We start from the raw sequence: 20,126 nt of genomic DNA, 5'->3' as shown, positions 1-20,126 counted from the left end.
CAGCCTGTCGGACTTAACACTGATCTACTGCGGAAACGCCGATTTTGGTCATTTTATGTACTCTTTTTCGTTGAATAGAACCACTATTTGCCTCAAAAGAGCCCAAAAACTGCCTCAAAACGGCCATTCCCTCGCTACGACCGGTCAAGTCCGACAGGCTGCTAGGTTCCGTTGTGGCCGTGCAGAGATTGCACCCTGTGTTGTGTGATACGTAAAAGACTCGATTGTTCTTGTTCTGTAGGGCCAGGCAGTGTCCTGGCTGTTGGACTGCACTATCACCTACACCTTTACAGATAGTCAGCCAAGCTGAATACGCCGACGAATTCGGTATATATAAAAGAGGTTTCTGTAGCAGATGTATCGAAATATAGCGAACTTCGCCAAACTGTCGATCGGGGTGGTTGCGGTAACCGCGATGGCGGGTTGCAGCGCATTTAATGGCGGTAACGGATCCGGTTACGCAGGGGCTGTCTCCCAGGCCCCCAAGGGGCAGGCGTTGTCCGCCGAGGTTTCTGCGTTTCTGGCGCAAAGCGCCGAGTACTCAACGCGCGCTTTCTCGAATACGTACTGGGGCGAGAGTGTGGATGTGACGGCCAGCGAGCGCTACTTTGCTGCCAGTGGCCGCTATTGTCGTGAAGTGACAATCAATACGCCGACCGGTGCCCGGTCAGGCCGCTGGCTTGCCTGTGAAACATCAAACGGCCAATGGGCCGCCGTGCGCCCGCTTAGTTACCCTGTGTCTTCTCAGTGATCTGCAAACAGGCGTATAGCCACTCAGTACAGCGAATGGAACTCTTGCCATGAAATCTGTTGTTAATCCTAAAATCATTTCGCCGTTCGTGTTTGCTGCCCTTTTGAGTACGGTATCGTCGCTGGCCAGCGCCAATGGTTTTGAGGCGTCAATACTTCCCGAGAGCCAGCAGGCCCAGGTCATACCGGAAAAGGTTGATGATCAGGTGACCACCAACTGGCGCTCCGGTACCTACGCTTCGCCAGCACCACTGCCGCCGCAAATGACCGACCCCGCTGAGGTTCGCCCCTTTGGCGCTCATTTGTTCAGTGGCGGCTTTCGTGGTGTGCGCTCTGACGGCCTGAATCCGACCTATAAGCTGGTGCCGGGTGATCAAATCACCTTGCGCGTGTGGGGTGCAATTGAATTTGAACGTGTGTTGCCGGTGGATGCGCAGGGCAATATCTTCCTGCCAGCCATTGGCCCTGTGAAAGTGCAGGGGCTGACCAACAGTGAGCTCAACAGCCGTGTTACCGGCGCAGTGCGTTCCGTGTACCCGGAGAATGTGCAGGTCTACACCAACCTGCAGGGCGTGCAGCCGGTGGCCGTGTTCGTGACCGGCTACGTAACCAACCCTGGCCGTTATGCTGGCACACCCAGTGACTCCTTGCTGTACTTCCTCGACCAGGCTGGCGGTATCGACGACCAGTTGGGCAGCTATCGGCAGGTGACGGTACTGCGTGATAACAAGGTTATCGCCCATGCCGACCTGTATGACTTCCTGCTCAACGGCGATATGGCGCGCCCACAGTTCCAGGATGGCGATACCGTCGTCGTGGCCGAACGGGGGCCGGCGGTAACGGTCACCGGTGATGTTGAGCGCAGCTATCGTTACGAGCTGGCGAGCAGCAGCATGAACGGCGCCGCGTTGCTGGATCTGGCGCGACTGAAATCGGATGTCTCCCATGTGCTGCTGCGCGGTGGCCGCACAGACGGGCCCATCTCTCTGTACTACTCACTGGCAGAGTTTCCACAACAGACACTGAACGACGGGGATGAAGTGCTGTTCAGTGCTGACCGGCGTGACGAAACCATCGTGGTGCAGCTGGAAGGCAGCTACTATGGCCCCTCGCGCTATGCGCTACCCAAGAATGCCCGCCTGCACGAATTGCTCGATAGCGTTGCCGTGCCCCGCGAACTGACCGCCGTGCACAGCATATCCATGCGCCGCTTAAGTGTGGCCGAGCAGCAAAAACAGGCGCTGCACGAAAGCCTGCGTCGCCTGGAAACCACCTACCTAGGGGCGCCGTCTGCGACGCCGCAGGAAGCGCAGGTGCGAGTGCAGGAAGCCGAGCTGATCAGCCAGTTTGTTGCACGCGCATCACAGGTCGAGCCCAGTGGTCGGCTGGTGGTAGCCCACAATGACAGCATCACCGATATCCGCCTGCAGGATGGCGACGTGATAACCCTGCCCGAATTCAGCGATTCCCTGCTGATCAGCGGCGAGGTGCTGGTGCCGCAGTCGGTGGTCTTCACGCAGGGTCTCTCGGTTAATGACTACATCGAGGCCTCTGGCGGCTATACCCAGCACGCGGATGACGAGCGTATTCTGGTCGTGCGCCAGAATGGCGAAGTCCGCGATGCCAGCGATGTCGATCTGCGTGCGGGTGACGAGATCCTGGTACTGCCGGCTGTACCCACCAAAAACCTGCAGTTGGCCACCAGTATTTCGCAGATCATCTACCAGATCGCCATTGCCGCCAAAGTCGCACTGGATTGATGTTGCAGACTGATAATGACACGCGGGCTAATAAGCCCGCGTTATTTTTAGGTGGAGTTTTATTGTTTTGAAAACCCGTACACCCTGGCAGGTTACCCGGTCGGTCTGGTATGCCATGCTCATGCGTGAAGCGTTGGCGCGCACTACGGCAGATCGTTTTGCCTGGTTTTGGATGCTGGCTGAGCCTATCGCGATGATTGTGATCATGACCGCCATTCGTACTCTGGCGGCGGGAGGATATAGCCGTATTTCCGGGGCCGAATTCGTGCCGTGGATTATTATAGGCTTGTTCGGCTTCTATCTGTTTCGCGAGAACATGATGCGCTCCTTGGGGGCCGTTGGTGCTAATAAAGGGCTTTTTGCGTACCGCCAGGTTAAAACCGTTGATCCCGTGCTGATTCGCTGCTTTTTGGAAGGGATGCTTAAAACGTTTATTTTCATGCTGTTTATTTTTGCCGGTCTTCTGCTGGATATTGGCTTGATGCCGGCTGATCCTCTTGGAGCTTTTTTTGATTGGCTATCGCTTTGGATGCTTGGGGTAGGAACAGGCCTAACGCTCTCGGCACTCGATGCTCTGGTACCAGAAACAGGGCGTGTCGCGCGTATCATATCGCTTCCATTACTGATTATTTCTGGTGTTATTATTCCGTTAAATTTCATACCGCATGACCTGCAAGTCTATGTGCTTTGGAATCCAATCGTTCATGGGATTGAAAGTTTGCGCCTGAGCTTTTTTCCAGCATACCGTTCCCTTAATGGTATTGATTTAACCTATCTTTGGTTCTGGGCGCTGAGCCTGATTACCCTTGGTTTGATACTGCATTTGCGGTTTGCAATGAGGCTGAAGGCACAATGATCCGAATTCAGAACCTGTACAAGCGTTATCACAACCACCACGGCAGCGACTGGGTATTACGTGACATCAACCTGGAAATTCCGACCAATGTCAGCGTCGGGCTCGTTGGCCGAAATGGCGCTGGTAAATCTACCTTGTTGCGCCTGATCGGTGGAATGGACAGTCCCGACAGGGGCGAAATCGTTCGTGACTGCCGCGTATCCTGGCCTATTGGCTTGACCGGCGGTTTTCAGGCTTCAATGACCGGGCGACAAAACGTCAAATTCGTAGCCCGCATCCATCATAATGGTGACAATAATCTTGGCGAATTGATGCGCCGGGTCGAAGATTTTGCCGAAATTGGTGAAGCCTTTGATGAGCCGGTAAAAACCTACTCGTCCGGCATGCGCGCCCGGTTGGCGTTTGGATTATCCTTGGCTTTTGATTTCGATGTCTACCTATCTGATGAAGCTACTGCCGTGGGTGATCAGGTGTTTCGAAAAAAGGCTTCACAGGCTTTTAAAGATAGAATAGGCAGGGCGAGTATTATTATGGTTTCGCACAGTGAAGGCATACTCAGGGAGCTGTGCCAGGCAGGAGTCTGGTTACACCAGGGGCAGGCGATCTGGTTCGATAATATCAATGAGGCAATAGAGGCTTACCACCAAAGTGCTGGTATTACGCGTCCTCAATCAAAAAATGCTCAAAAGTCACCCTTTCCGGCTCCGGGCACCTCAGCATAAACCACAGAACTTAGCAGCAGACGATAGCAGCGCTTAAGGTAGTAACGTAAAAATGAAGCACCTGTTCCGACAATACCCTTATTGGTTTTTATGTTTTGTATCCATTGTACTGGTGACGGGCTACTGGAGTCTCTGGGCAAGCGATCGTTATGTTTCCGAAAGTAACGTGGTACTGGAGAGCCCGCAGATTGCGGCGCCAACTCTTAGCTTTTCTTCTTTGCTAAGCGGTGCCGGGGGAGCAAGTGGCGATATGCTATTGCTGCGTGATTACCTGCTTTCAGTGGATATGCTGCGAAAGGTCGATAGTGAAGTGGGCTTTCGCGAGCACTACGCCAGCTCGAAATTCGATATATTTTCTCGCCTCTTCGATGAGCGCGCCCCTATCGAGGACTTGCATGAATATTATCTGAACCGCGTCTCCGTTGAACTTGATGATTATGCTCAAATACTGCGTATCAGGGTTCAAGCTTTCAGCCCAGAAATGGCACATGCTATTGCGTCGTTATTGTTGAGCGCGGGTGAAGATCATATGAACGCCATGGGACAACGATTGGCGGAAGAGCAGGTGCGTTTTCTCGAGGGCCAGGTTAGCCAATTGAGTGACAACTTCAATGCGACCCGTCAGTCTTTGCTTGATTATCAGAACAAGAACGGACTGGTGTCACCTACCGGTACGGTAGAAAGCCTGAGTATGGTCGTGGCAAACCTTGAAGCGCAGCTCGCTAATCTGAAAGCGAAGCGCACAGTGTTGGCCAGCTACCAGAGCACTCGCTCGCCAGATGTATTACGAGTTGCAAGCGAAATAAAAGCACTTAATCAACAGATAGCACAGGAGCGTGCGCGCATGGCGCAGCAGTCGGGCGGGGCGCTGAATGTCATGTCATCCGAATACCAAACATTGGAGTTGCAGGCTCAATTTGCACAGGATAGTTACTCCGGCGCTCTGGCGGCACTGGAAAGTACTCGAATTGAAGCAGCACGAAAACTAAAACAGGTATCGGTTTTGCAAAGTCCGACACTGCCTGAGTATTCGGTTGAACCTCGCAGACTATACAACTCGGTGGTTTTTGCCATCATTGCGCTATTTCTCGGCCTGATTCTGCACATGCTGGTATTGATCATTAAGGATCACCGCGACTGATTTATTTTTGACTCATTTGATAGATGATAATTATAAGTTTCGGTGTCTGTAGAAGTGCTTATCATTCTGGCTGAAAAACACATCGTCAGACAGAATGATATTACGAAGCTGTAGGAGTCTGGACTTCGGTCTGTTCGGAGGATTGCTCTGCTTTATTCACCGGTGGAGCGTGCCCCCACAGGCCGTAATAGAGACACCGCGAGCCGCTGAAGTATAGGTGCCTTGTTCCCGAAAGTTAGTGGACAAAGGTGAACCTATATGCACGCAGGTTGATAAAAATTTTTATATCTAATAAACAGAAATGAGTTTTAGATTTAAATGGCTATGATTCTAATTGGCTAAAAATATGAAGGTTACATGCATCCGTACCATCAACCTGTAGATCTTCCATTCCGGCTCCCGACCCGTATTTACGGAGGAATGCTCGTTATCTGGCTACTTAAGCCCAACCTGCAACAGCGCTTTCCACTGCACAAAAGTAGGCGCGAGGACTATCTGCGTTTTCTGGCCTGGTGCGCTGCTATAGGCCGCCGTGAGTGCGTTCTGTTGACAGAAATCGAAGCTTGGAACGACGAGTTGCGACAGCCTATTAACTTGCCCGAAATAAAAGGCGACCCTTGGCAGGAGGTATACAGCTGCGGTATGTACTTGGCCGGGCTGCACCGTGCCAAATACTGGCAGGGCCAGATTAGCGCCAGTAAGACACTGCGCCATCGAACGGCGCGCTGGTTTTTCCGGGAAGGGCGGCAACTGATAGGACTTGATGATATACCACAATGGCAGCACAACGCTCTGGTAGCCGGTTTCAATACTCCTGAGCAGTTGCTTGAGGCGATCACTCTGCCCAGGGATCAAAAGACCGAGCGCGCGATGGTCATGAATAATAACATTGACCTTATCAGCAACTGGCATGAAACAGCGCTGCGGGAACTCGTAACATCGCAAACCGTCGATACCGGCAACTGGCTGAGTCGAATGCTGGCGCGCGTTCTACCGGTTAAAGTTAATGAACTGCTGGCGCTCACGCGTGGCAGGCATGGTAGACCAACAACTGACGAGCAAACCCGGATTGCACGTTTGCTCGGTGTAAACAATAAAGCCCCTGCAAGGAGTCGATCAGCTAGTTTTGAATCCAACGCCTTTGGCGTCAACCTCTATGGCTATGCCAAGGGCGAACTCGGTATCGGTGAAGATGTCCGAATGCTGGCTCTGGCACTGCAAGCTGTAGGTATTCCCTTTTGCATCATCAATATCGAGCTTGGCAATGATGTGAGCCAGGCGGATGCAAGTGCCGATTCCTGGATTGCGGCTGAGCCCCAATATGCGACCAACATCTTTTGTATGACCGGCATTGAGATGACGCGTTACATCACGGAACGGGGTGCAGGCGTTCTGGCTGGTCGTTACAACATCGGTCTTTGGCCCTGGGAGCTGCCAGAGTGGCCCGAAGCCTGGCACCATGCATGGAGTCTTGTAGATGAACTCTGGGGTATCAGTCAGTATACGGCCGATGCCTATGCCAAAGCACCGGTGCCTGTTACGCCAATACCGCTTCCTGTGGTGATCGGTGACGTGGGTGACTACCAGCGAGAGCATTGGCAGTTGCCGGGGGCGGCCTACCTGTTTGTGTTTTCGTTCGACATGAACTCTACGCCGACCCGTAAATATCCAGCAGGTGTTATCGAAGCGTTCAAGAAGGCCTTTGAGGTTAAAAGTGCCAACGAAGTTGGCCTGGTACTGAAGATCAGCCATCTCAAGCGGGATAAACCCCAGTGGAAACAGCTCGAAAAGCTGATCCAGGGCGACAGCCGTATCCACCTGATCAGCAGCGAGTTACGCCGTCCCGAGGTGCTCGCGCTTTACCGTAACTGCGATTGTTATGTGTCACTGCACCGCAGTGAAGGTTTTGGCCGCGGTCTGGCAGAAGCGCAGCTGCTGGGGATGCGACTGATCGCAACCGGCTATTCGGGCAACATGGAGTTCTGCCGCACCCCGCCCACTTTGCAAGTGAAATATAGACTCAAACCTTTGGCCACGGGCGATTATTTCTATGGAGATGGCCAGCAATGGGCCGAACCGGATATCGACCATGCCGCACAACTGATGCAGCAGTGCCAGCGACAAGGGCGCCGGAAACAGCCTATCGAATATGACACAGTGCAATTTTCACCGGCGTACTGTGGTCGCGTATTCAAACAGCGTTTGGATCAGATCGCACAATTTAATACTGAACAGGAAAGGACAGTATATGAGCCCTAATCTCATACATCCCGTTATTCTCTCCGGCGGCTCCGGCAGTCGTCTCTGGCCGCTGTCTCGTGCCGGCTACCCGAAGCAGTTTTTATCCTTAACGGGTGATAACACTATGCTTCAGGACACCGCTGCACGGGTGTCATCAGCTCAGTTCAGTGCGCCATTGATGATCTGTAACGAAGAGCACCGTTTTATCGTAGCAGAGCAACTGCGTAGCGCAGGTATTAATCCAACCAAGATTATTCTTGAGCCGGTTGGGCGAAATACGGCGCCAGCCGTGGCAATAGCAGCCATGAGCCTGTTACACGTACATGAAGATGCCCTGATGCTGGTATTGCCCTCCGATCACGTCATCTTGAAACCGCAGGCATTTCATCAGGCCGTTGAAAAAGCAAGCAAGGCTGCGAAGGCAGGTATGTTTGTTACTTTCGGTATTGCTCCGAACAAGCCTGAAACTGGCTACGGCTACATAGAGAAAGGCTCAATGCTTGATAGCGCCGAAGGTGTTCATCAGGTTGCACGTTTCGTGGAGAAGCCTGACCTGCCAACAGCGGAGGAGTACCTCGCTTCGGGAGAATACTTGTGGAACAGCGGCATTTTTCTGTTCAGCGCTCGCCAGTATTTGAATGAACTGATGGAGTTTAACCCGGAAATGGTAGAGGCCTGTGATAAGGCTCTGAGCTTGGCAGAGCAGGATCTGAATTTCTGCCGCCTGAATGCCAAGGCGTTTGCGGCGTCTCCTTCTGACTCTATTGACTATGCAGTGATGGAAAAGACAGAGCGCGCAGCGGTTATACCCGTGGATATGAGCTGGAGTGACCTAGGGGCCTGGTCTGCGCTGTGGGAGATCGAAGATAAGGATGAAGCTGGAAACGCTCAGCACGGTGACGTAGTACTGCATAACACCCGTAACAGTTACGTTCACGCTGATCATGCTCTGGTAGCTGTTTCGGGTCTGGATGATGTCATTGTCGTTGCAACTGATGATGCGGTCTTGGTGGTTAACAAGAATAACGCCCAGGATGTTAAAAAGCTTGTGGACAAATTAAAGGCTGACGGGCGCTATGAGCATAATCTGCATACCAAAGTGCATCGACCCTGGGGATCTTATCGAGGTATTGACCTAGGCGAACGCTACCAGGTGAAGCGCATTACCGTTAATCCAGGAGAGAAACTGTCGCTACAAATGCACCATCATCGTGCAGAGCACTGGATAGTCGTCAGTGGAACAGCGTTGGTTACCGCTGGTGAAAAAAGCTTTCTGCTGCGCGAAAACGAGTCCACTTACATCCCAATCGGGGATACACACCGCCTAGAAAATCCGGGTAAGGTCCCATTGCACTTAATTGAAGTGCAGTCGGGTAGTTATCTGGGTGAAGATGATATCGTGCGTTTTGAAGACGGATATGGAAGAACCAAATGAAAACTCTTTGTATAACCGGGGCAGATAATTCTACTTTAGCCGAGATTGCAGCACCTTTTTACCGTGCTGGAATGGCCAAACCGAAAACACTAATGCGTGACCGCTCCTTGGATTTTTCCCTCTGGCACCAGAAGGTTATCTCAAGCTTGGTCAATGAGCGCCCGATTGGCCGGTTGTGGGAAAATCTCGCAGTGGATTTGCTTCTTGCCAATATCGACAGCGATTGCTGGGGCTGGTATGAAGCGCATAGCGTGGATGCTTTAGAGTTCTGGGCGGAGCTGGAACCCAGTATCCACTTTTTGCTGGTGTGCACCCGCCCGGAGCAGGAGTTGGCTATACGTCTGACACAGAAGGAAGGTAGTACTGCTGAGGAAAACCCCAGCGCTTGGCTGGATACATGGTATGCCCAGCACCAGAAAATGTTGCAATTTTACTTAAATCATTCTGAGCGCTGCCTGCTAATTGACGCCAACGATGCTCTGCAGCAACTGGGTGGTCAGTTGGCCATTGCTCACGAGCAGTGGCAATTGCCACTGGATGCCAGCAGAGTATTAGAAAACAGTAGAAAATCAGTTGCGGAGAATATTGTACCGCAGCCGGATAGCATTGCTAGCTTAATTATTTGTGAATTGATCAAGGCTAGTACAAAAGATATAACAGGGCTTTATTCTGAACTGCAAGCAGCCCAATATCCCTTTCCGGCGGCGAAAAATGACACGCCGGCCAGAAATCGTCTAATGGAGTGGCTTAAAAAAGACTTGAATACTAACATAATAACGAACCTGTTTACTGATTACCGTAAGCTACGCGGACAGCTTGATCAGAAACAAAAATTGGTGACGCTCTATCAAGATACCATCGAGCAACAGCAGGAAGCAGTAAAACAGGCGAAACAGGAAAATCAGGTAGAAAACGAGTTGTTGCTACAGCGGCTGTATCAAGTGCAAGAGGAACTAGAGAGTACATTCCTTAGCAAGCAAAAGTTACAGCAACAGCTGGAGGAAGCAAGAGTACAGCAATTAGAAGCCTCACCGGTCAAGCAGCAAACCCCGCAGCATTATCAATCGGAAACTCTAGAGAAAAACGAGTTGCTTCTGGTGCAACTGCATCAGGTACAGAGGGAACTGGAACACTGCTTCTTAGAACAGCAGAATCTGGCGAAGCAGAACAGCGAGCTAATCCCGCAGGTACAGAAGCTGAAGCAGCAGTTACATCAGGCAGAAAACCAGGTCCAGGCGCCAACGATCACCTCCTTGTCTAGACTGCTGTTTGGGAAAAATAAAACGCAGTCGCCGAAACTGAAATATGAGCAAGTCCGCCTGCATAGAGCTAAGGTAAATTCAGACTACGAGCATCTTTGGATAAGCCTTAAATCTCTCAGCTTTGGCGTCCAATACCAAGATGACTGGCAGTTCCGCCTTTCCTGCGCCAATGTGAGCCCCGGCCAGTTTGGCAACGAGCCGAAATTGGAGTTCCCTCAACAGGGAGCAGGCATGTTTGCCAACTGGTTTGAAGAAAATCGGGACGAGTATGGTAGCAAGCTGGAGCTTCGTTTTGCTACGCCCAACGCCATGGACATGACAGTTTGGAAAAAACTGAATTCGCAGGATCAACAGCTAATCACTGAGCTGATACAGCAATTGCCGAAGATACTTAGCAAGCTGCAGCAGAGTGATTGGCAGCTGGGGCGCAACTGGTCCGACTGGCAGAAGTTAGCAGCAGATGTACAATGCATTCACCAAGCAAAAGTAAAAAAATAGAGAGCCGTAAAAAACGCTGAACCCGGAGTGGATACAAGCCATGACGCAAATTCCCCCCCTCTACAGCACGCTTATTTTCTTAGGCTGCGGTTCCCATCCACCTCTAGCGGCTTTACAGAAGGTGGCAGAACACCTGTGGTTGATTGACGCAGATCAAGAGGTGGTGGAAGGGCTTCAAGGAGAGCATAAATCTTGCCTGCAGTTAGGCATACGGCAGGCTCTGGTAGACACGGAAAAACGCTTGGCAACTTTTAATGTCTACAACCTGCCTTGGGCCAATGGCATACACCCAGTCAGTGTCGAACTTAAAGCGCTTTATCCTGGGCTGAGCTGCCTAAGAAAATGCGAACAGTTAACTAGCGATATCTGCACGTTGGTTGCGGAGTTACTTGGTGAAAGAAATACGCAAAATCTTCTAGTGATTGATCTGGGCGAAGAGATGCAGCCACTATTAGATAAGTTGGAAGGCAGTGGCCAGCTACTGCAGTTTTCAGCAGTAGTGGTTATTCAGTCCAGACATAGCTCTCATTCCCTGAAACCGCCAGTTAGTGTGGTGGAGGATAATGTGTTGCTCAGATCGCTAGCGGATAGCCTGTCACCTCACGCGCAAGTGTTTACTTTGCATCCCCTGGCTGAAGATAACTTACAGTTGACGAAGAAGCTGGCGGCTGTGACGCAACATCAACAGATACAGCAGCACGTGCTTGCTGAGCTAAATAGGCAGCGGGAGGAACTGGAAGCGGAAAATGCGCAGTTGCTGGAGCAAAATGAAAATGTGCTGCTTCAGTACGATTTGAATATTGATGCTCTGATGGCTGAGCAGGCCAAAGTAGTAAAACTGGAAAAGGAATGCAATTTACTTAGAAGGCGGTTGGCAAAATTCAGAGTTCAGAGAGAGCTTGCTACTAAGAATCTGCGGGGTACGTATACGGCAGAAAAGGAAAAGGCCCATTATGATAATTTTTATCGTGCATTTGAGGATAAGTTTCGTGGTACACGTGAAAAAATCAAAAAACGAGTGGCTGTTTATTTATCCTTTGTAGCGCCAATTTCTGATAAATACCCGGAATTACCGGCGCTTGATCTAGGTTGTGGCCGCGGTGAGTGGCTTGAACTTCTGCAGGAGCACGGCATCGATGCTGAGGGTGTAGACCGTGACTTAGGCATGTTAAGTGCATGTCGAGAACGGGGGCTAAACGTGATGGAAGGTGATGTAGCAGAGTATTTGGAAAAGCTACCGGACGCTAGTCGTATCTGCATCAGTTTGATTCATGTGGTGGAGCATATTGCTTTCGAGACGTTACGTACGATAGTTGAGCAGGCCAAACGGATACTGGTCCCCGAAGGGATCCTGATTATGGAAACACCAAATCCTGAAAATTATACAGTGGGCACCTGTAATTTTTATATGGATCCGACCCACCGTAATCCTTTGCCCCCACCTTTGCTTGCTTTTGTTTGTGAGTATTATGGATATAAAAAGGTAAAGGTTCTAAGGTTACAAGAAAATACGGAATTGAAATATAAAGCTAAGTTTGAATTTATATATTTTCTAAAAGGTATAAGTCCGGATTATGCCGTAATTGCTGCTAAATATAATAGTGACTTACATTTAGCGGAAATATGGGATATTGAGTATGGCATATCATTTGCTGGTCTTGAAAAATCGATGGGAATTATCGAATAATTGCATTATATGAGCTGGCATTGATAGGTTTATTAGACAGAGTGCCTTGGATTTAATTCTGTTATCAAGTTTTTAAATATTTAATTTTAGTTTTTAGAGATATGCCTTATGAGTAAGATACATATTAAGATTGCAGACAGTGGCTGGATATTAGAGAAGTGTGCGAGCGAGATAATTAAGCTTGATAGCAAAATTACTTATGGACTTGAAGATGATCCAAATGCCACGCTTCAATATTATGTAAATTATTCTGCGAGAAAAAAGCGAGTAGTACCTATAGAGGTTGGATTTTTTACACATTCTGAAAAAGATGAAAGTGCTAGAAATCGTTTCATTCGTAATGCTAAAGAAGTCGATCAGTGTATTTGTATGTCTAGTATGTACAAAAAAGAACTTCAAAACGAAGGAGTCGAGAATGTAGTGGTTATACCCCCGGGGGTTGACCTAATGAAGTTTAAGCCAAATATTAAGATTGGAATAGTAGGGCGAACGTACCATACGGGGAGAAAAGGTGAGTCTATTATTTCACGCGTTATGGATATACCTGGAATAGAGTGGCGCTTTACAGGCTCTGGATGGCCAGGTGAAGCATATAATGTTCCTGATGAAAAGATGCCGGAATTTTATAATGATCTTGACTATGTGTTAGTTCCCGCTCTTTACGAAGGAGGCCCTATGTCTGTAGTAGAAGGGCTTGCTTGCGGAATACCAATAATTTCATCAGATGTGGGTTGGGTTAGAAACTTTCCTCATATTGAGTTTGAGAATGGTAATCCTGATTCTCTTAGAGTGGTTTTGGAAAAACTGGTACATGAACGGCGTGAGCTAAGGAAGAGTGCTTTAGATTACTCATGGGATAATTGGGCAGAAAAACATATAATTCTATTTGATAAATTGTTAAGTGAATATAAGTCTTCAAAAGATATTTCAAAAACAAAAGGAAAAGTTCTTTTAATTACCCACGGAAGCGAAAAGAAAAGTTTAGGCGGTCCGTCAGTGCGTGTTCCGGCTACAGCTAAGGCCCTTTTTAATCAGGGTATTAAAGGAGAATATGTTAAGAATAATAAAATATCTTTCAGTGACTCTAAAATAGCTCATATATTTAATATTTGGCATCCTGATAGCTGTGTTGAAAAAATGTATTCATCTAAGGCATCAGGAAAAAAAGTTGTTTTTTCACCTATCTTTCTCAATCTTTCCAATCATGCTTTTTTCTCTCAAGAGCTTCCTGGTTTTTTTCAAAATTACAGTGATTTGGATAAAAATCTAAAATATGCTGATGAAAGAATACGCTACGAGCCTAATCTTCCAATACGAGAGATATTTCCTGGATACCACAGTCAGGTTGCAGCTTGTACGAATCTTGCTGACCATGTAGTCTGCTTAAGTAAATATGAAGTTAAATGCTTGAAGCACATTGGGGCTTTACCAAAAAATTATAGCGTAGTTGAAAATCCAGTTGATTCTAATCGGTTTGATAGAGCTGATGCTGATTTGTTTAAGTCAAAATATAATATTGATGAATATATTCTTTGTGTGGGACGTATTGAACCGCGAAAAAATCAGTTAATGGTAGCTGAAGCAGCCAAAAGATTAGGTAAGAAAGTTGTCTTTATTGGACATGAAGGTAATCCAAACTATGCGAGATTGGTAAAAAAATACGCTGGAGATTATGGCGTATTTATTCCCAGAATAGACCCTCAAGATCCCTTGCTTGGTTCGGCATTTACTGGAGCATCAGTATTTACTTTGCCTAGTTGGTCGGAAGGAGCACCGCTGGCTGCGTTGGAAGCTGCGTCTACTGGTGTCCCTTTAGTCCTGAGTGACCGCTCATCCGAAGAAGAATATTTCGGAAAATTTGCTGACTATGTACGACCTAGTGATTTAAATGGATTATGTGAAAAGTTGGAGAAGTCTATTGGTAGAGGTCGTAGCGGTGCTCAAAAAGAATATATAGATATCAATTTTAATTGGACTAAGCATGCAAAAGAAACTGCGAGCATATACAGAGCTCTGAACGTTAGAGACGAGAAAGTAAATGTTTTTACGTTAAACGAGAAGAGTAATGAAAGAAAAATATACTTTGATATAACTGATTATGTTTATGCTAAGGGAAAACCATCTGGTGTTCCGAGAGTTGTTGAAAAATCATATCAAATATTTAAAAGGTCATTTTCTGACCGTGCTAATTTTATTTGCTGGAGGCGAACAGATAATAGTTTTATTATGCTTGAGTCAGATGAAGTTGAAAATAATGATATTATAGAAAATATCGAGTCTTTAAATATAAAAAATAAAAATAACCTATGTGAAACTGGATTTGTTGGAAATAATAATGATAATTTTCTATTAAGTTTTGGCGGGGCGTGGACCGGGCATGATGGTTACTGTCAAGGCTTGAAGCGAATCAAGTATGCAACAAGATCTAAGTTTATCTTAATGGTTCATGACTTGGTTCGTTATAAATTATCTCATTTATACCCAAAAGAAGTTGCAGATAAGTTTGAAAAAAATGCTCTAAATATATTTTCCCATGTGGATCATTTTATTACATATTCTAAGTCAACATCTGATGACTTAGTTGATTTTATAAAAGATAATGATTTTGATGAGAAAAAAATATTGCCCGCTAAATTAGGAGACTGGACTTCAGTAACCGATAGAGCAGGTGAATATGTTTCTGATTTGGTCGATAAGTATTCAGAAAAAGAGTTTGTAATATTTGTAAGCTCGTTTGATAAGAGAAAAAATCACTCTTTACTCTTAAATGTTTGGGAAAGGCTTATAAAAGAAAGAGGTGATAGAACGCCAATATTAATATTTGTTGGTAGAGTAATGTGGCCGAATGATCCTGTAGTAGATATATTAAGTAGGAATGATGAGTTGGCCGGTTATATACACCATTTATCTGATGTAGATGATTCAGGTTTGGATTGGTTATATAAAAATTGTTTGTTTACAGTTTTTCCATCTTTGTATGAAGGATGGGGACTGCCTGTTTCAGAAAGTCTCGCCTATAATAAGCTATGTCTTACAAGTAATACTAGTTCAACAGCTGAAATTTCCCCTTACTTGACTGAGTTGTTAGATCCATATGATTTCAAGGCGTGGCTTGATTGCGCTCGAATTTATCTTGAAAATCGTGATCTATTACGTACAAGAGAAGATTTAATAAGAAAAAGATTCAAAATCTATGAATGGGAACGGTCAATTAAAGATATTGTCTGTCATCTTGATAAACTTCCATTTGATGGTTTTTCTCCCCCTGTTTTGTTGCCAAGCAAGAGTTTAACTTTTGAACGATCTTTAGGAAATCTTTCTGCGCAAAAGTCTTTAAATAGAGGCTGGTCTCATATTGAGTCTAGTGGTGTTTGGTCAACTCAACTAAATTCAACTATTTCATTTTATTATCTTGGAAGAATTGATAAGGCTAAATTGAAGATTAACGTTTCATTTCTTTCTATAGGAAGTAAGATTAATAATCAAAGAGTTAGTGTTTCTTTGAATGGCAATATGGCTCTTTGTTTAAATACGAGTGATATTAAGAACGGGGTATTAACGCTTGACTTTGCGTTGAGTGATTTTATATCGAATAGTGAAGATCTAAAAGGGTCAGAATTAATCATTGATATCGAGGTAGATAGGCTTCTTAATCCAAAAGAATTAAAGGGCTCTCCTGACGATAGAAGTCTCGGTGTGATGGTTAGATCAATTGTAGTTGACGAAAACTCTCTTAGTTATATGTGTGAGAATAGGCTGAGTGACAAAGAAAAAGAGTCTGAAAAAGTCATTAATGTATCTGCTTTAGAAGATCTTTTTTCAGGGTCTTTTGAAGAGTTACAAGAAAAAAATAAGCAAAGATTGATTGAGATAACATCAATAGTAAGGCTTAATCGAAAGCCAAATGAAGATGATTATAAAAAACTTTTACGTCTGTATGATGAATCGGCTAGTATTCAAGATTTTATCCGTAGCGTAGAATGAATTAGTAATTAATTTTTTTGAATAGGTGTCGCTTTGAAAATTTTGATAACTGGTGTCGCTGGTTTTATAGGGCATGCGGTAGCTTCTCGCTTAAGTGGGCATGGGTACGAAATAATAGGCATTGATAACTTAAATGATTACTATGATGTGGCACTTAAGTATGCACGATTAGAAGATCTTGAAAAATATTCGGATGTGAACTTCGAACGGCTGGATATTTCCGACCGGCATGGCATGGAGTCGCTATTCATCAAACATGGTTTTAATCGTGTTATCCATCTTGCAGCACAGGCAGGGGTGCGTTACTCGATAGAAAACCCCCATGCTTATGCTGATAGCAATCTAGTTGGACATCTTAACGTGTTAGAAGGTTGCCGACGTCATGCCATTGAACATCTAGTATTCGCTTCATCCAGCTCAGTGTACGGTATGAATGAACAAGTTCCTTTCAAAACTACTGATGCTGTCGATCATCCAGTGAGTCTTTATGCTGCTACAAAAAAAGCTAATGAACTGATGAGCCACAGTTATTCGCATTTGTATCGTTTGCCTGCTACCGGATTACGATTTTTTACCGTATATGGACCATGGGGACGTCCAGACATGGCGCCTATTAAGTTTACTCGTTCCATCTTAGAAGGCCGTCCTATTCAAGTGTTTAACAATGGTGAGATGTTTCGGGATTTTACGTATATCGACGATATTGTAGAAGGTATTGCGAATATTTTGAATATAATCCCAAAAGAAGGTGAACATTCCAAATTTCCAGATACAAGTACAGCTCCGTGGGCGCTTTATAATATTGGTCATGGTACTCCAGTAGCGCTAATGGACTTTATTCATGCTATTGAACAAGCTACTGGTTTTAAAGCCAAGTGTGACTTTCAACCCATGCAGCCAGGCGATGTACCTCAGACATGGGCGGATACTAATGCATTTTTTGAAGCTACAGGTTATCTACCAAAAGTAGACGTCATTGAAGGTGTCAACAATCTTGTCAATTGGTATAGAAAATTTTATAAGTATTAATTAATCGGCGATTATGGGAGCGGTATAAATTTTAAAAGTTCGATAACCGGTACTCGCTATTTTGGGTTTTCAACACACGCTTTTTGGTCCAACATCAGCCGGTAAGGGCAGTGGATGTCGTTAAGAAAATGGTTGCTTTATTAAGTTTGGGCGTATCACCTATTGAAGATAAAGATATTTCTGCCTTTCTTGCTCGGAAATATATGTACTTAAATGAGTTGGATACTTTCGCCGAATCCATCGCGTAAATACTCGTAAAATTATCGAAAGTGTAGGGATGGTTCGACGTATTGGAAACAACTACAATAATCCCAACTTCGGTTATGGAGGCTGCGGTCTGTCCATAGAGACAAAACAATAACGTGAAAATGACCAGGACGTACCTAACAATCTAATTTGCGATTGTCGTCGACGCTAATTGTACCCGAAAGGACTTTAGCATCGATTTGGTGCTCCGACGTGGCCTTGAAGTTGTAAGCATTTATCGGCTTGTTATGAAGGATGGTGCAGATAACTTTCGTGTTTCAGCTATACAGGTGAGATGAAGCGTATCAAGGCTAAAGGAGTTGAAGTCATTGTCTATGAACCAGTATTGAAAGAAGCAACCTTCATTGGTTTTAAGGTAATACGTAACTTGGAGAGCTTTAAATTATATGCGGATGTGATTCTCACCAACCGGATGGCGTAATAATTAACTGATGTAAGCGACAAGGTCTATACGCTCGATATTTTTGGATCAAATTGAACCAAGCTAACTTGGTTTTCAGGAATTTTTACTGGAGAATATAAGTGAAAAAAGCAATCATAACAGGTATTACCGGACAAGACGGCGCTTATTTGGCCGAACTATTGATTCAGAAAGGCTACACGGTATTTGGTACATACCGTCGCACGAGTTCGGTTAATTTTTGGCGAATCGAAGAGCTTGGTATCCATATTCACCCTAACTTAAATCTAGTTGAATACGATCTGACAGATTTATCTTCGAGTATACGTCTACTACAAACTACCGAAGCCACCGAAGTGTATAACTTGGCTGCACAGAGCTTTGTAGGTGTATCTTTCGAGCAACCGCTCACTACACTGGATATTACCGGCGCTGGCGCGGTTAACCTATTGGAAGCCATTCGTATCGTCAATCCCAAGATACGTTTTTACCAGGCCTCGACGTCCGAGATGTTTGGCAAGGTGCAAGCGATTCCCCAGATTGAGAGTACGCCTTTCTATCCAAGAAGTCCTTATGGAGTTGCCAAGCTTTACGCGCACTGGATGACCATCAACTACCGAGAGTCTTACGGCATTTTCGGCTGCAGTGGCATTCTGTTTAACCACGAGTCGCCGTTACGTGGCCGAGAGTTTGTAACGAGGAAAATCACAGACTCAGTGGCTAAGATCAAGCTGGGCAAGTTGGATGTGCTTGAGCTGGGTAACATGGATGCCAAGCGCGACTGGGGTTATGCCAAAGAGTATGTAGAAGGTATGTGGCGTATGCTGCAGGCAGATAAGCCGAATACCTATGTGCTGGCCACGAACCGTACCGAAACGGTGCGTGACTTTGTGTCACTAGCGTTCAAGGCAGTTGAAATTGAACTGCGCTGGGAAGGCGAAGGTGAGAATGAGCAGGGCATTGATGTTTCCACGGGCAAGGTTTTGGTTCGTGTTAATCCCAAGTTTTACCGCCCTGCTGAGGTGGAGCTACTGATTGGCAATCCTCAGAAAGCGAAAGACGAGCTGGGTTGGGAGCCAAAAACAAGTCTTGAAGAGTTGTGCCGAATGATGGTCGAATCTGACTTGCGTCGTAATGACAAGGGCTTTTCATTTTAACTAATCACCTCTATCCAAAGGAGCCAAACAAATGCCCATCGCGTTAGTGACAGGTGCATCTGGATTTACCGGCCAGTACATGGTCGAGGCGCTCAAAAGTCAGGGGTTTCAGGTGGTGGGGTTGGGTAACCATCCCACCACCGCTGATCAATCTCTGGCGTGTGATCTAACCGATGCATCAGCAGTTAAAGCCTGCGTTGAGCGTGTTAAACCGAACTGGGTAATCCACCTGGCGGCATTATCTTTTGTAGGTCATGAAAATCAGAGGGCTTTCTATGATGTGAATGTGTTTGGCACGCTCAACCTGCTGCAGACCTTAGCCGAACTTGAAACGCCCCCTGATCGAATACTAGTGGCCAGTAGTGCCAACGTATACGGTACTCCGGATATTGGCGAGATCGACGAAGGAGTATGCCCAGCGCCAGTGAATCATTACGCTTGTAGCAAACTGGCGATGGAACACATGGTGGCTAACTGGTTTGAACGCCTGCCTATAGTTATTACTCGTCCTTTCAACTACACAGGCCCTCACCAACATACCCGTTTTCTCGTACCTAAGATTGTCGATCACTTTGCAAGCAGGTCTTCCACGATTGAACTGGGGAACATTGATGTCAGCCGTGATTTCTCGGACGTCAGGGATGTGGTGAACGCATATATGGCACTGCTCAATAGCGAGGTTACAGGTACCGTGGTCAATATCAGCTCGGGTACCGATACCGCGCTGCGCACCATTATTGAAAAGGTCAGCGTTTTAGCTGGGTATAAGATAGCGGTTCAGGTTAATCCTGCCTTTGTCAGAGACAACGAAATACCACGTCTTTGTGGTTCTAATCAGCGGCTAAAGCAGTTGACAGGTTGGGAGCCTCAATACGATCTAGATACCACTCTGGAAAATATGCTGGAAGCAGCACTTAGCGGATAATTGGCCCAATTT

14 protein-coding genes are annotated in these 20,126 nt (G+C 46.4%); all 14 read left to right on the top strand.

Going from position 1 to position 20,126, the window contains the following annotated elements:
* The first annotated feature begins 355 nt into the window (after positions 1-355).
* The 14 genes from F451_RS26805 (at position 356) to F451_RS0116445 (ending at position 20,114) form a co-directional block, all read left to right on the top strand.
* Positions 356-751: a DVU3141 family protein gene (locus F451_RS26805; RefSeq protein ID WP_020682501.1), complete on the top strand. Its 396-nt coding sequence runs from the start codon at positions 356-358 to the stop codon at positions 749-751.
* A gap of 49 nt (positions 752-800) precedes the next feature.
* Positions 801-2,510, top strand: a complete 1,710-nt coding sequence (locus F451_RS0116510) for a polysaccharide biosynthesis/export family protein (RefSeq protein ID WP_020682500.1) — start codon at positions 801-803, stop codon at positions 2,508-2,510.
* 67 nt (positions 2,511-2,577) lie between these two features.
* Positions 2,578-3,366 (top strand): ABC transporter permease, encoded by a 789-nt coding sequence (locus F451_RS0116505; protein WP_026291829.1) that lies wholly within the window; start codon positions 2,578-2,580, stop codon positions 3,364-3,366.
* On the top strand, positions 3,363-4,088 hold the full coding sequence (locus F451_RS0116500; RefSeq protein WP_020682498.1) for an ABC transporter ATP-binding protein: 726 nt from the start codon (positions 3,363-3,365) through the stop codon (positions 4,086-4,088). The genes F451_RS0116505 and F451_RS0116500 overlap by 4 nt, the downstream gene beginning before the upstream one ends.
* A 52-nt stretch (positions 4,089-4,140) precedes the next feature.
* Positions 4,141-5,229 (top strand): KpsE/RkpR family capsule polysaccharide export protein, encoded by a 1,089-nt coding sequence (locus F451_RS0116495; protein ID WP_020682497.1) that lies wholly within the window; start codon positions 4,141-4,143, stop codon positions 5,227-5,229.
* Positions 5,230-5,649: 420 nt separating this feature from the next.
* Positions 5,650-7,488, top strand: a complete 1,839-nt coding sequence (locus tag F451_RS0116490) for a glycosyltransferase (protein WP_020682496.1) — start codon at positions 5,650-5,652, stop codon at positions 7,486-7,488.
* A complete protein-coding gene (locus F451_RS0116485; RefSeq protein WP_020682495.1) occupies positions 7,478-8,905 on the top strand; it encodes a mannose-1-phosphate guanylyltransferase/mannose-6-phosphate isomerase in 1,428 nt (475 codons plus the stop codon). The genes F451_RS0116490 and F451_RS0116485 overlap by 11 nt, the downstream gene beginning before the upstream one ends.
* Positions 8,902-10,665 (top strand): hypothetical protein, encoded by a 1,764-nt coding sequence (locus F451_RS0116480; protein WP_020682494.1) that lies wholly within the window; start codon positions 8,902-8,904, stop codon positions 10,663-10,665. Before F451_RS0116485 ends, F451_RS0116480 begins: the two co-directional genes overlap by 4 nt.
* A gap of 40 nt (positions 10,666-10,705) precedes the next feature.
* Entirely contained in the window at positions 10,706-12,352 is a 1,647-nt protein-coding gene (locus F451_RS26800) for a class I SAM-dependent methyltransferase (RefSeq protein ID WP_020682493.1), read from the top strand.
* A gap of 108 nt (positions 12,353-12,460) precedes the next feature.
* Positions 12,461-16,336 (top strand): glycosyltransferase, encoded by a 3,876-nt coding sequence (locus F451_RS27300; RefSeq protein WP_083928454.1) that lies wholly within the window; start codon positions 12,461-12,463, stop codon positions 16,334-16,336.
* A gap of 33 nt (positions 16,337-16,369) precedes the next feature.
* Positions 16,370-17,365: an NAD-dependent epimerase/dehydratase family protein gene (locus F451_RS26795; RefSeq protein WP_051103954.1), complete on the top strand. Its 996-nt coding sequence runs from the start codon at positions 16,370-16,372 to the stop codon at positions 17,363-17,365.
* Positions 17,366-17,906: 541 nt separating this feature from the next.
* Positions 17,907-18,053 carry a hypothetical protein gene (locus F451_RS28095; protein WP_020682489.1) on the top strand — a complete coding sequence of 49 codons (147 nt, stop codon included), beginning with the start codon at positions 17,907-17,909 and terminating at the stop codon, positions 18,051-18,053.
* Positions 18,054-18,154: 101 nt separating this feature from the next.
* Positions 18,155-19,189, top strand: coding sequence for a GDP-mannose 4,6-dehydratase (gene gmd, locus F451_RS0116450; RefSeq protein WP_020682488.1), 1,035 nt, complete (start codon positions 18,155-18,157; stop codon positions 19,187-19,189).
* Positions 19,190-19,220: 31 nt separating this feature from the next.
* Positions 19,221-20,114 carry a GDP-mannose 4,6-dehydratase gene (locus tag F451_RS0116445; RefSeq protein ID WP_020682487.1) on the top strand — a complete coding sequence of 298 codons (894 nt, stop codon included), beginning with the start codon at positions 19,221-19,223 and terminating at the stop codon, positions 20,112-20,114.
* Positions 20,115-20,126 lie beyond the last annotated feature (12 nt).

Source organism: Marinobacterium rhizophilum DSM 18822, from assembly GCF_000378045.1.
GTDB lineage: Bacteria > Pseudomonadota > Gammaproteobacteria > Pseudomonadales > Balneatricaceae > Marinobacterium_A > Marinobacterium_A rhizophilum.
The sequence above is the reverse complement of the archived record's forward strand: the minus strand, read 5'-3'. Positions and strand labels throughout refer to the sequence as shown.